This is a genomic window from Neobacillus sp. SuZ13 (assembly GCF_030123365.1).
Lineage (GTDB): Bacteria > Bacillota > Bacilli > Bacillales > Cytobacillaceae > Neobacillus.
The window spans coordinates 4,456,588-4,469,004 of sequence record NZ_CP126107.1; the positions used below are offsets into that span (position 1 = coordinate 4,456,588).

A 12,417-nucleotide genomic window follows, 5' to 3' on the forward strand; every position below is an offset into this window, starting at 1 on the left:
CACCTTCTAAAGTAGCACGAAGACAAACTTATGAAACGGGAAAATCGATTTGTGCTAGCTCATCATTCAGATTTCCGGGTATTTCCTGGTTTTCCTTCTCTAGTTCCTTAATGAGAAGGTATGTGTCAATATTGCCTGTTTGGAGGAATACTTTCCACGTAAAATCCATCATTGAAAACCCCACCTTTCATATTTAGACTAGCTATCATTCGGTCCCAAACCTTACATTTATCATAGCCTGCCAGCGCAAAAATCATAAGACGAAATATTTGTTAATTGTGTCCATGCATAATTTAAAATAAAAGTTAATATTTTAGTTAGGGCTTATTTATTAGTATTCATCTTCGTTAAAACCGTAATCTCGCAGCTGGGACATCTTATTACGCCAGTCTTTTTGAACTTTTACCCATAACTCTAAATACACTTTAGATCCTAAAAGATTTTCAATATCAGCACGTGCACGTTTACCAATTTCTTTTAACATACTTCCTTGCTTTCCGATAATGATTCCTTTTTGGGAATCACGTTCAACAATTACGGTCGCCATGACATCAATCATGTCTTTACCTTCTCGTCGTTCCATTTTGTCGAGAACAACAGCGAGTGAGTGTGGAATTTCTTCTCTTGTTAAGTGAAGAGCTTTTTCCCTAATCAGCTCTGTTATAATAAAACGTTCCGGGTGATCTGTTACTTGGTCGGCTGGATAGTATTGTGGTCCCTCTGGCAAGAAAGACTTAATCTGTTCGAGCAATCGTTCCACATTATTACCTTCAAGCGCTGAGATTGGTACGATTTCTTTAAATGGATACTTTTCTTGATATGATTCAATAATTGGTAATAATTTGTCGGGATGCACTTGATCAATTTTATTAATGACAAGGAAGATTGGCGTATTTACATTTTGAAATTTTTCAAGGATAAATTCTTCGCCACGGCCAAACCCTTCTTCAGCATTCACCATAAACAAAATCAAATCTACTTCTTTAAGCGTATTTACTGCTACTTTCATCATAAAATCGCCTAATTTATGCTTTGGTTTATGAATTCCTGGTGTATCAATAAATATCATCTGTGCATCATTTACTGTTAACACACCTTGGATTTTGTTACGGGTGGTTTGTGCTTTATCACTCATGATGGCAATTTTTTGGCCAATCACGCGATTTAAAAACGTGGATTTCCCGACATTGGGCCTGCCTATAATAGAAATAAAACCTGACTTATAACCTTTGCTTGAGGACTCATTATTTAACATGGAGATCCTCCGATGCAACAAATACACATGCTATTGCTTCTTCAATTAGGTGTTCGATATTCACTAGTGTTCTTCCCTTCCAGCAGAAGTCTGCTGTTCCTTTATTTTACCTCAAAATCCATTCTAAATCATTACTTAATGCCGAAAAAAATCAAAAAATTAGAATTTTCTCATAAATTAGCGAGTCTACTTTTTCGCTGTTAAGTCATTTTACCGAATTCATTATTCCATTTCAAATTGCCGTCAGATCCCTATTTCAAATCGTCTAAAATAACTCTAAAATATAAGGTAAAAAGATCACAATCCCAATGACAACAGATAGAATGGCAAATACCAAGACAGCACCAGCCGCTAAATCTTTCGCCTGTTTTGCCAAGAAATGATATTCATCTGTAACGAGATCTACTACTCGTTCGATCGCTGTGTTCACCATTTCGAGCGCAAACATTCCTCCTATTAACACAAGGATAAATAACCATTCAGTTTTAGTTATTGAAAAATAATACGAAAAAAGTAAAACAACAATCGAACTAAAAAAATGGAAGCGCATATTTCTCTCGGACCTCAGGGCAGTTGCAATTCCCGCGAATGCATATGAAAATGACCTTAGAAGTCCAAACTGTGCCGGTTTAGCGTTTGAGTCCATATTCGTCTAAAATGTCCTTCTGCAAGGTAAACATTTCTTTCTCTTCTTCTGGCGTCATATGATCATAACCGAGAAGATGCAAGAATCCATGTACAGCTAAGAAACCAAGTTCACGTAAGAAAGGATGCCCATATTCTTCTGCCTGCTCAATAGCTTTAGGAACAGAAATAATGATATCACCTAAAACCCGCGGCATGTCAGCTCCTACTAGTTCCATTTCACCTTCCCCTAGTTCTTCCATTGCAAACGATATAACATCGGTTGGCTTGTCTTTATCGCGGTATTCTCGATTAATTTCCTGAATTCTTTCATTTGAGACAAATGTGACAGATACCTCACTATGCTCTTCCACATCCTGTTTTTTTGCGGCAAAGTTAATTACCCTTTCGATTTCAAGCATTTGTTCTTCAGTAAGTGTTTCCGTTTCGTCGATACAATCAATTAGTAATGTCATGCTTGCTTCACCTTCTTTATCAGTTCTGGATACTCAATTCTAGAGTGAAAAATTCCTTTTAAAGTTTCACATAACGCTTCAGAAACCGTTTCAATTTCTCTCATTGTGATATCACATTCGTTTAATTGTCCGTCTTGAAGACGATCTGCAACAATTTTCTTAACTAGTGATTCAATTAATTCAGGCGTAGGCTGGGATAAAGATCGAACTGCTGCTTCGACACTATCAGCAATCCCAACCACTGCAGACTCTTTTGTTTGTGCCTTAGGTCCAGGATATCGATAATCCTCTTCCTTAACTTCCGTATCAGCTTGGACAGCCTTGTGGTAAAAGAATTTTAACAAGGTAGTTCCATGATGCTGTTCCGTAATATCAATAATTTCCTTGGGCATATTGTATTTTTTCAAAATAGAAGATCCATCTGTTACATGTGCAATAATAATATTCGCGCTTTTATCTGGCGGGAGACGATCATGTGGATTCTCAAGATGCATTTGGTTTTCAATATAAAAATTAGGTCGCTTTGTTTTTCCAATATCATGATAATAACTTCCTACTCTTGCTAAAAGCCCATTCGCTCCAATTGCTTCACAGGCAGATTCCGCTAAATTAGCGACCATCACACTATGATGATATGTACCTGGTGCTTCCATTAAAATTTTTCTAAGTAATGGATGGTTGGGATTAGATAGTTCTATTAGCCTCATCGTTGATAAAATCCCGAAACTCGCCTCAAAAAAAGGAAGGAGCCCAATCGTAAGGACCGCTGAACCTATCCCTGAAACAAGGGCAGTAATAAGATAATATCCATACTCAATTCCAGTAAATTGTCCATTCGGCAGATACATTAACGCAAAGATTGTCAACAGGTTTACAAGTGCCGCAAAGGAGCCTGCCTGAAAGATTTTCGACCGTTGATTGAGTTTACTTAAAAATAGGATACCCGCTAAGGAACTAAATAGAATATAGATCCCCTCTGAAAAATTTAAAGTCCCTGTAACCCCTTCATTAAATAATATACTGCCGCAAACCGCCATAATAATCGACATTAGAGTGGCTAACTTTTCATCAATTAATATTTTTATTAGCATCCCACCTAAAGCAGCAGGAAATAAATAGCCGATTCCAGCATAATTAAAAATTTGCAGCATGCTGATAATTTTCATAATAAGTATCGTAAGAATGAATATTATCCCAAATAATAACAAGTCCGTCTGCCGTTTTCCTGGAATAGACTTTATTTGAGAAAAATAAAAATAGAGAGTTGATAGAATGATCGTTATAAGAACAATTAAGCCAATAAAAGGTTTGTACGATCGTTCATTATCAAGGAGGCCGACTAATTTTAATTGACGATAAATATCCTGGTTAATTAATTCTCCTTCTTCAACAATAATTTGCCCCTGTAGGATTTTAGCAGGTTCCACACTTTCTACAGCTTGCTGCCTTAGTTCCTCGGTTGCACTAGGGTCATAAAATTCATTTTGAATAATAGCATATCTGCCCAATTCAATGACACCACTTCTTAAATCATCATTTAAAGTTGTATATTTTAATTCTTCCTCAACCCTTTTTTTGGCATTTTCAACATCATCAGCTGAAATACGCTGAGCCATGACATTATTAATCGCTGTTACAGTTAAATCCTTAGCAATCGATAATTCATCATGACTGGCTTGGACTAAAGCAGCAAAGACTTGATCAGACAGACCTTTTGAGACATTCGGTGTTAATTTTGCTTTTAACCGGTCCATTTTTTCTGAATCACTTGGTTCAGGTTGTTCAGGTTTTTCTTCCGTTGCTAACTCAGCATGCTTGTTCATTTCTTCTTTTATTTCATCATTCACTTCAACTGTGGCTTGAAAAATAGAGCTAATTAAATCCACTCGATTTTGTGTGTATTCTTTTTTTAAGGTATAAACATCCTGCACCTGATCTAGTGCGTCTTTACGCTTATTTTCTGTACTTTTCCGATCTTCCACTGTTCCTGGTGAACGAATTGTTTTTTCCGCAACTGAAAATAGGCTTAAATCTAATTTCTCAGGTTTTACATTACTATACATCGCTGCTAATAATACAGAACCTAACATTATAAAGAAAAGTACCAGAAAGAAAGTTATATCCAACAGCTTACGTATCCGTATGAAGTATTGCTGAAGTTTACCCAACTATATCCCTCCAACCACTGCCCTTGAAAAAAGATTCACTTTGTTCATAAATCAATTCTCAATAATTGTCATATTTTCACTGTTTTTGCTTCATGTAAAATGATAACAGTTTTTCGTACAAGTTTCACCTTCTTTAAAAGAAGATTTGTTTTTACGGAATTTTACAGAAAAGCTGTGTTAAACTTGTCTGTTGATTTCCGTTCCAGGAACGAAGGCCAACAGAGCGCTAAAATCAACAATAACCTTTAACACAGCCTACAGAAAAAAGAGGTAAACCTTTATAGGTCTACCCCACATGTTATTGTTGAACTGCTTTCTTCTCGTATGCTTCAATAATTCTGCCAACGAGCGGATGACGAACGACATCCGTTTGTTCTAAAAAGATAAACGATATGCCGTTTACATTTTTTAAGATTGCTTCTGCTGCAACTAAGCCTGATTTTGCCCCTTTTGGCAAATCAATTTGTGTTTGATCCCCTGTGATAACCATTTTGGACCCAAAGCCAAGTCTTGTTAAAAACATTTTCATTTGTGCATGTGTTGTATTTTGAGCTTCATCTAAGATGACAAATGCATCATCCAATGTACGCCCCCTCATATAGGCAAGCGGGGCAATCTCAATTGTCCCTCTTTCCATTAACCTTTGTGTATGTTCTGCCCCCAACACATCATGAAGTGCGTCGTATAAAGGTCGTAAATATGGATCCACTTTTTCCTTTAGGTCTCCTGGTAAAAAGCCAAGACTTTCCCCTGCCTCAACCGCTGGTCTTGTTAGGATTATTTTATTTACCTGTCCATTTTTAAGGGCATTAACAGCCATGACAACAGCTAAATAGGTTTTGCCCGTTCCAGCTGGCCCTATCCCAAATACTAGGTCATTTTTTTTGATGGCCATCACATATTGTCTTTGACCAAGTGTTTTAATTCGAATAGTTTTTCCTTTTACATTTTTGCCAATTTCTTCTTCATATAAATTTACAAAATACTCCAATGTCCCAGCATTCGCCATTTGCACCGCATATAGGACGTCTCTTTGACTGATATTTATCCCTTTACGAATCACAATCATTAATTTATTAAGAATCTGCCCTGCCAGAATAACCTTTTCTTCGTCCCCTGACAAACTAACTGCTTCACCACGAGTAATGACTGTGACTCCAAGTTCCTGTTCAATGATTTTTAAATTGGAATCAGAATTCCCTAGCAAACTAATTGCTTCTGCAGGATTTTCAAGCTGTACACTTATGGAAGTTAACTTTTCTGTCATTCACTAGTCTCCTTGGAAATCGGTTGTCCGACCGCGATATTTTCTATTACCTTAAAATGAATATCCAGTATAACTTTACCATTTTTATTTGCTTTGTGTAAAATTTTTTCATCCTTTATGATAGCATCCTCATCTAACTGCCCTTTTATTTGTTTTTTTGCAAGTTCAATTGCTATTTGTTGTGCCTCTTTATTAGTATAGGAACGCCGCACCTCTTCTCGTTCGCGAAGTGTCTTATTGAGATAAGAAACTGGCAATTCCCACTTCAAGAAATGAATTTTATGAATATTCTCTTCTGTTTCATAATTAGTGAATTCCGGCTTACCAAAACCCCAAACTGGGAGTTCAAAATTGCCAAATAAAATAAAATGTTTTTCCTTTTCTTTTCCGTTATAAACTTTAAAGTTGGTTTCTAACGGGAGTTCAACGTGACTTTTATACCATGTTTCACCCCAAACTTCACCTTTAGCAGCAACCAATTCTGGGCTTTCTTCTTGTCCAAATGCACCTGAGACAAGGAGTTGTCCTTTGTCAACGTGATCATTAATATCCACCATTTTTTGTCCATTTTCAATGTACATATTAACAATTACTGCCTTCTTTTTCGCAATTAGATTCCTCGGTGATAATTTTTCCGGTTTTTTGGGCTCATTCTTTTCAACTACTTGGAGGTGAAAGGTTGTCCCTTTTAACTCCACACCAACCCATGTTAAGTCCCCGACATTATTAGTCAGTTTCCTCTGGATCCCCTCCACATTATCTACAAAAAATTGTAACTTTCCAATTTTCACGCCCATCTTGTCCAATTCTTTACGAATCTGATACTCTGTTGCTGGTTTTGCGCCTTTTATTTCAATCCCCCAAATAACATTGGATAAAAACATTAAAAGCAACAAGAAAAGTCCTGCACCTGCCAAAAAACCACTATTCTTCAGTATTCTCCGGATTAAAAAAGGAACCCCGTTCCTTCGTAAGAAGGATATGGAGCAATTACTTTTCCTAGCATATTTCCTGATATTCTTGGCATCTTTAAGCCTCATATTAAACGTTATTGTCTCGGTTCCATGTCTTTTGATATTCCAGACTGGAAGATCATTTCTTGTCAGGACATTAATAAATCGTTCAGTGCCCTTGCCTGTTACTTTAACAGTAACCCTGCCATTAAAAAATTCGATCCACTGGTTATTCATTTTTTTCCTCCCGGATTTTCATTTATATAAATGACCTGATCAATTTTCCCTTCTAGCAAAATTTCTTCAGGTAAGATTGTTTTAATTACAAAAGATTTACCTTTTATTAATAACTGCCCTTGCTTTAACAGCAAACGGAGTTCTTTATCAGTAAATACCAACAACCCCCGGTGATTCTCAATATAGACATGAATTTGCCCAATCATGGTAATCCTTGGTAAATCCATCATGACATCTTGAGGAAGATCCATTTTTTCAGCCATCCAGTTACGAACCCGCCCGGCCCAGTTTTTTGCCATAAAAAAAGAACCCCCTTTCATCTCATATTTATGAAATGAAAGGACGTTCTAGCACACCTTTTTCGTATTAACTAAGTTGATTTACCACTAACCATTTCTTGGACGATATGGCTTTTTTGACCGGGGTTCCCCAAGAATCTCAGCCCAAATAATACCGTTAATGAGCGCTTTTTCATCTGGATTAAGGGAGATTTCGCTTCCATCTTCGTGTCCGGGATTTACTTTTACTTTTTCAGACTTATGTTGGGCAACTGTCATTCCGATCCGTTTAACCTCAGGCTCTTGTTTTAGTTGAAGGTATTTTTTTTCAAGATGTCCAAGATTATCTTTTGGCACAGTTGGAGTATTTTTGGGTTTTAATGGGCCATTTGTTCGGGATTCCTCAATATCCAGTTGTTTTTTTACTAAGTTTCGAATTTCCTCAAAAGTTCCTTTTGAAAATGTTTTGTTTCTAGATTCTCCTTTTTTCCCTTTTGCATTACGGAAAACGATAGAAACAATACCGATGATAATCATAAACAAGAAACTTTCCAATAATCTCCACCCCTTTCATATCCCAAAGTGGATTATTGACCGTCTTTTTTGTCCCCAGTCATCTTACCGATAGAACCTCTCATATCAGTGTCTGCTGAAATATTTTTATAGTTCATATAATCCATTACACCTATATTTCCCGATTTAAGCGCTTGAGCCATTGCCAGCGGAACCTCAGCTTCAGATTCTACAACCTTAGCCCTCATTTCTTGAACCTTTGCTTTCATTTCTTGTTCGAGAGCTACCGCCATCGCCCTGCGCTCTTCTGCTTTGGCCTGAGCAATTTTCTTATCTGCTTCTGCTTGCTCAGTTTGTAATTCTGCTCCTATATTTTTACCGATATCTACATCCGCTATATCGATGGAGAGAATTTCAAAGGCCGTGCCAGCATCTAGACCTTTTGAGAGGACAGTTTGGGAAATTAAATCTGGATTCTCGAGCACCTTGCTATGACTATCTGACGAACCAATGGTGGAGACAACACCTTCCCCGACACGAGCAACAACCGTTTCTTCCCCCGCACCACCAACAAGTCGTTCGATGTTAGCACGAACAGTAATTCTTGCCTTTGCCTTTACTTCAATCCCATTCATAGCCACACCAGCGATAAATGGCGTCTCAATGACCTTAGGGTTAACACTCATCTGAACCGCTTCTAAAACATCACGACCGGCTAAATCAATAGCAGCACAACGTTCAAAGGATAATTCAATATTTGCCCGATGAGCAGCAATTAGAGCATTTACGACTCTGTCAACATTACCACCGGCAAGGTAATGACTCTCCAGTTGATTAGTAGTAACGTTCAAACCCGCTTTATGGGCCTTTATAAGGGGATTAACCACTCTGCTCGGCGTTACCCTCCTAAGCCTCATACCAACTAATGTAAAGATACTGATACGTACACCCGCTGCCAAAGCAGAAATCCACAGCATGACGGGCACAAATGATAATAAGATCCCAAATAATATTAAGGCAACGACTACAACCGCAATGATAAAAATTGTTCCATTACTTGCTATCATATCTAAACCCCCTTCTTAATTTACCTCTCTTACAACAATACGTGCTCCTTCGACTTTTATCACTTTAACGAGAGCGTTCTGCTCGATAAAGCCACCTTCACTAACTACATCAACTCGCTCATTATTAATAATAACAGTTCCAGCAGGCCGCAGTATCGTTAGTGCGAATCCTTCCTTTCCCAACAAATCGGTCCTGTTAATGTTGGAGACATAGCCGTCTTCTTTCCTAGCTGATTCAAATAGGACCATTTTATTAAATAGAACAAGCTTTTTATTAAAAATCTTAATCATTATAAAGAAAACTAATACGGAAAAGAAAATAGCTATTAGGATGGAGACACCGATTTGAATTGTATCCTCACCTGCTAAAAAAAGACTTAATATTAATGCAGCGACTCCTAGAGTACCAGCAATCGCTCCGGGTAAAAAGAACTCGAGGAATATAAGGATTAAACCTGCCACAAATAATAATAACGTGCCATAGCCTGCAAGACCCGCCTGGAAATGGCCATAAAAGAATAAAGTAAGCGCTAACACACCGATAAATCCTGCCACACCAAATTTTGTTGAAAATAACTCCAGTACAATTCCGATTCCCGCAATCGATAGAAGGATGGTTACAACAATCGGGTCAGTAAGAAATTGCGTCATTCGAGAGCCCCCTTTCTTTCTTTAGTCTCGACTATACTTATTACGTATGTAGATTAATTAAGTTTCATTATTAAAATTAAGGCTGTGTTAAACTTGTCTGTTGATTTCCATTCCAGGCACGAGCGGTTCGCGGGCGTACCGGGGAGCCTGTCCAGCTACAGCGCCTAGCCCCTCGAGGTCGCTTCGGTCCTGTCGCTGAAGTCAAAGAACGACTTCAACGTCAGGCCCTCCAGCGCTTGTCGGGGCTGAACAAGGCGCTTCCGCTTTTCCTTCTCCTCGTCGCTTTGCTCCTGCGGGGTCTCCCCTGCCCCGTACTCCCGCAGGAGTCTTCGTGCCTGGAACGAAGGTCAACAGGGTGTAAAAATCAACATTAACCTTTAACACAGCCAAAATTAAAAAGACTGCAGGCCAGTGACCTGCAGTCTTTATGTCAGAATACTATGAAAGGTGTTGTTGTACAAGTTTATTTACAAGTGCCCCATCTGCCTTACCCTTTACTTTAGGCATAATCGCAGACATCACTTTTCCCATTTCTGCTTTTGATTTTGCGCCGACTTCAGAAATCGTTTCTTTAACGACCTCTGCCAGTTCCTCTTCAGAAAGCTGTTTTGGCATATATAATTCAACAATAGCCAATTCCGTGCGCAACTTATCAACTAGGTCTTCACGACCAGCTTTACCAAATTCATGGAGGGAGTCTTTGCGTTGTTTCACTTCGCGAGAAAGGACTGTTAACTCAACATCATCGGAAAGCTCTTTCGTGCCGAGCTTAATAGCTTCATTTTGCAATGAAGCCTTAACCATCCGAATGACTGAGAGTTTGTCTTTTTCCTTGTTTCTCATCGCTTGTTTCATATCATTATTCAAACGCTCGAGAAGACTCATGTATTACACCCTCTCTTAAAACTTACGTTTTCTAGCTGCTTCAGACTTTTTCTTACGTTTTACACTTGGCTTTTCATAGAATTCGCGCTTTCTTGCCTCTTGCAAAGTACCAGTTTTTGATACTGTACGTTTGAAGCGACGAAGAGCATCTTCAAGCGATTCGTTTTTACGAACGACGGTTTTAGACATTCTCTTTCCCTCCCTCCGAAACACAACACACTAACATTCAATCCATGTACCTTGCAATTATAATATAACCTTGATACAAGGTCAACTGAAATTCGCATTGATAAAACAAGCTTTTTATTTTTTTATTCAAATAAACGTAGACTTGTCTGTATTCCCCTTAAAAACTGGCATGTCCCTCTTAGTACAACCATACAATGAAGCAAGGGGGCCATATTATGCTATACATATTATTATTTGTTCTGTGCATTTTATTATTTATATTTGGGATGACCATTATGCGATTTGCACTGTTTAATTTATCAGCTAACAAATTAAAGGGTTGGCTGATTAAACTGACTAGTACTCCTTTAAAAGGGATGCTAACGGGGACATTTATAACAGCACTTTTACAAAGTAGTACCGCCGTAATGGTGATTACAATTGGATTAATTTCAGCAAGAATTATGACGTTCCCCCAGTCAATTGGGATCATTCTTGGCACAAATATAGGTACAACCTTTAAAACAGAATTAATTACGTTTAATATTGATAAGGTTCTCGTTCCACTCGCCATTTGTGGAGCAATGCTTATTTTATTAAAAAATAAAAAAGCAAGAAGTATCGGGATGCTGCTATTTGGAATATCCTCAGTTTTCGCAGCTATGAAAGGCTTCGAGATGCTGGCTGTCCCTTTAACATCAATGGATTATATTAATAATTTCATCCTTTCCATAAATGATCATATTCTTTTAAGCCTGTTAACCGGCACAATTATAACAGCTATTATACAATCGAGTACTGCAATGACTGGCATTGCAATGAGTTTTTTATTAACTGGACTCTTGCAGCTAGATGCGGGTATAGCTATTGTCCTTGGTGCAAATATTGGTACATGTATTACCGCTCTTATTGCTTCGATTGGCGGGGGGAAGGAATCGAGATTAGCTGCATTTGCGCATGTTTGGCTTAATGTATTCGGGGTATTGCTTTTTATCCCACTGATACCAACACTTACTGAAAATGCCTCACTTCTTGCCGATACAAAAAATGTACAATTAGCACACATCAGCGTCATTTTTAATGTTGTTTCATCAATTATTGTTTTACCTTTTGCAACGAAATTTGGGAAGATGATTTTATTTTTACATGATAGGCCATCTAAAAGCACCTAAAAAAGACGGCATTCGCCGTCTTTCTTAATAATTTGAAGTGACTGTAAGACCATTGACGATCGCAATACTTGAACTCGCCCCGATTCTAGTTGCGCCGGCTTCAATCATTTTTTGGACATCTTCTGTACTTCTCACTCCACCAGATGCTTTTACCCCCATGTCCGGACCAACTGTTTTCCTCATTAAAGCAATGTCCTCCGGTGTCGCACCACCTGTAGAGAATCCTGTGGAAGTTTTAACAAAATCTGCACCAGCCTTCAAGGCTAGCTCACAGGCTCGAATTTTTTCTTCTTTGGATAACAGACTAGTTTCTATAATCACCTTCGTATGAGCCTTACCCTTTGCAGCCTCAACAACGGCTCTGATATCATTTTCAACTAATTCATCGTTATGATCTTTTAGGGCACCAATATTAATGACCATATCCACTTCTTCTGCGCCATTTTCAATAGCGTTCTTAGTTTCAAATGCTTTTGTTTCAGAAGTAGTCGCCCCTAATGGAAATCCAATTACAGTACAAACCTTCACTCCACTGCCTTGCAACAATTCTTTTGCGGTGCTTACCCATGTAGGGTTTACACAGACCGAAGCAAATTTATATTCCTTTGCTTCATGGCAAAGGGCCTCAATTTGCGGTTTTGTAGCTTCCGGCTTCAGTAGGGTGTGGTCAATCATTGCAGCAATATTTTTAGTAGCCATGTAC

The 12,417-nt window shown here is 38.2% G+C and carries 15 protein-coding genes; 1 reads left to right on the forward strand and 14 read right to left on the reverse strand.

Annotation, left to right across the window (positions count from 1 at the left end; translation table 11 throughout):
* Window positions 1-28: 28 nt before the first annotated feature.
* The 13 genes from QNH17_RS22065 to rpsU all read right to left on the reverse strand — a co-directional run bounded on the left by QNH17_RS22065 (window position 29) and on the right by rpsU (window position 10,563).
* A complete protein-coding gene (locus QNH17_RS22065; RefSeq protein WP_066257674.1) occupies window positions 29-172 on the reverse strand; it encodes a YqzL family protein in 144 nt (47 codons plus the stop codon).
* A 159-nt stretch (window positions 173-331) separates the two neighbouring features.
* Window positions 332-1,255, reverse strand: a complete 924-nt coding sequence (gene era / locus QNH17_RS22070) for a GTPase Era (protein ID WP_283875159.1) — start codon at window positions 1,253-1,255, stop codon at window positions 332-334.
* A gap of 265 nt (window positions 1,256-1,520) precedes the next feature.
* Complete coding sequence (locus QNH17_RS22075; protein WP_283875161.1) at window positions 1,521-1,901, reverse strand: diacylglycerol kinase family protein; 381 nt, start codon at window positions 1,899-1,901, stop codon at window positions 1,521-1,523.
* Window positions 1,885-2,355, reverse strand: a complete 471-nt coding sequence (gene ybeY / locus QNH17_RS22080; RefSeq protein ID WP_283875162.1) for an rRNA maturation RNase YbeY — start codon at window positions 2,353-2,355, stop codon at window positions 1,885-1,887. The genes QNH17_RS22075 and ybeY overlap by 17 nt, the downstream gene beginning before the upstream one ends.
* Window positions 2,352-4,523 (reverse strand): HD family phosphohydrolase, encoded by a 2,172-nt coding sequence (locus QNH17_RS22085; protein ID WP_283875163.1) that lies wholly within the window; start codon window positions 4,521-4,523, stop codon window positions 2,352-2,354. The genes ybeY and QNH17_RS22085 overlap by 4 nt, the downstream gene beginning before the upstream one ends.
* A gap of 298 nt (window positions 4,524-4,821) precedes the next feature.
* A complete protein-coding gene (locus QNH17_RS22090; RefSeq protein WP_283875165.1) occupies window positions 4,822-5,790 on the reverse strand; it encodes a PhoH family protein in 969 nt (322 codons plus the stop codon).
* Complete coding sequence (gene yqfD / locus QNH17_RS22095; protein ID WP_283875167.1) at window positions 5,787-6,980, reverse strand: sporulation protein YqfD; 1,194 nt, start codon at window positions 6,978-6,980, stop codon at window positions 5,787-5,789. The genes QNH17_RS22090 and yqfD overlap by 4 nt, the downstream gene beginning before the upstream one ends.
* Window positions 6,977-7,279, reverse strand: coding sequence for a sporulation protein YqfC (gene yqfC, locus QNH17_RS22100; RefSeq protein WP_144547724.1), 303 nt, complete (start codon window positions 7,277-7,279; stop codon window positions 6,977-6,979). Before yqfC ends, yqfD begins: the two co-directional genes overlap by 4 nt.
* An 87-nt stretch (window positions 7,280-7,366) precedes the next feature.
* Window positions 7,367-7,813 (reverse strand): YqfB family membrane protein, encoded by a 447-nt coding sequence (locus QNH17_RS22105; RefSeq protein ID WP_283875168.1) that lies wholly within the window; start codon window positions 7,811-7,813, stop codon window positions 7,367-7,369.
* Between the two features lie 32 nt (window positions 7,814-7,845).
* A complete protein-coding gene (floA, locus tag QNH17_RS22110) occupies window positions 7,846-8,838 on the reverse strand; it encodes a flotillin-like protein FloA (protein ID WP_186328576.1) in 993 nt (330 codons plus the stop codon).
* A 15-nt stretch (window positions 8,839-8,853) separates the two neighbouring features.
* Entirely contained in the window at window positions 8,854-9,489 is a 636-nt protein-coding gene (locus tag QNH17_RS22115; RefSeq protein ID WP_283875169.1) for an NfeD family protein, read from the reverse strand.
* A gap of 438 nt (window positions 9,490-9,927) precedes the next feature.
* Window positions 9,928-10,374: a GatB/YqeY domain-containing protein gene (locus QNH17_RS22120; protein ID WP_144547727.1), complete on the reverse strand. Its 447-nt coding sequence runs from the start codon at window positions 10,372-10,374 to the stop codon at window positions 9,928-9,930.
* Window positions 10,375-10,389: 15 nt separating this feature from the next.
* Entirely contained in the window at window positions 10,390-10,563 is a 174-nt protein-coding gene (gene rpsU, locus QNH17_RS22125; RefSeq protein WP_007087607.1) for a 30S ribosomal protein S21, read from the reverse strand.
* Window positions 10,564-10,778: 215 nt separating this feature from the next.
* Between rpsU and QNH17_RS22130 the strand changes: the two genes are divergently transcribed.
* On the forward strand, window positions 10,779-11,714 hold the full coding sequence (locus tag QNH17_RS22130; protein WP_283875170.1) for a Na/Pi symporter: 936 nt from the start codon (window positions 10,779-10,781) through the stop codon (window positions 11,712-11,714).
* Window positions 11,715-11,738: 24 nt separating this feature from the next.
* Here the strand turns inward: QNH17_RS22130 and deoC are convergent, their stop codons facing one another.
* Complete coding sequence (gene deoC / locus QNH17_RS22135; RefSeq protein ID WP_283875171.1) at window positions 11,739-12,413, reverse strand: deoxyribose-phosphate aldolase; 675 nt, start codon at window positions 12,411-12,413, stop codon at window positions 11,739-11,741.
* Window positions 12,414-12,417 lie beyond the last annotated feature (4 nt).

Excerpts from the sequence above, each read along its gene's own strand:
- QNH17_RS22065 (WP_066257674.1), bottom strand. The coding sequence starts at position 172 with ATGATGGATTTTACGTGGAAAGTATTCCTCCAAACAGGCAATATTGAC.
- era (WP_283875159.1), bottom strand. The coding sequence starts at position 1,255 with ATGTTAAATAATGAGTCCTCAAGCAAAGGTTATAAGTCAGGTTTTATT.
- QNH17_RS22075 (WP_283875161.1), bottom strand. The coding sequence starts at position 1,901 with ATGGACTCAAACGCTAAACCGGCACAGTTTGGACTTCTAAGGTCATTT.
- ybeY (WP_283875162.1), bottom strand. The coding sequence starts at position 2,355 with ATGACATTACTAATTGATTGTATCGACGAAACGGAAACACTTACTGAA.
- QNH17_RS22090 (WP_283875165.1), bottom strand. The coding sequence starts at position 5,790 with ATGACAGAAAAGTTAACTTCCATAAGTGTACAGCTTGAAAATCCTGCA.
- yqfD (WP_283875167.1), bottom strand. The coding sequence starts at position 6,980 with ATGAATAACCAGTGGATCGAATTTTTTAATGGCAGGGTTACTGTTAAA.
- yqfC (WP_144547724.1), bottom strand. The coding sequence starts at position 7,279 with ATGGCAAAAAACTGGGCCGGGCGGGTTCGTAACTGGATGGCTGAAAAA.
- floA (WP_186328576.1), bottom strand. The coding sequence starts at position 8,838 with ATGATAGCAAGTAATGGAACAATTTTTATCATTGCGGTTGTAGTCGTT.
- QNH17_RS22115 (WP_283875169.1), bottom strand. The coding sequence starts at position 9,489 with ATGACGCAATTTCTTACTGACCCGATTGTTGTAACCATCCTTCTATCG.
- QNH17_RS22120 (WP_144547727.1), bottom strand. The coding sequence starts at position 10,374 with ATGAGTCTTCTCGAGCGTTTGAATAATGATATGAAACAAGCGATGAGA.
- rpsU (WP_007087607.1), bottom strand. The coding sequence starts at position 10,563 with ATGTCTAAAACCGTCGTTCGTAAAAACGAATCGCTTGAAGATGCTCTT.
- QNH17_RS22130 (WP_283875170.1), top strand. The coding sequence starts at position 10,779 with ATGCTATACATATTATTATTTGTTCTGTGCATTTTATTATTTATATTT.
- deoC (WP_283875171.1), bottom strand. The coding sequence starts at position 12,413 with ATGGCTACTAAAAATATTGCTGCAATGATTGACCACACCCTACTGAAG.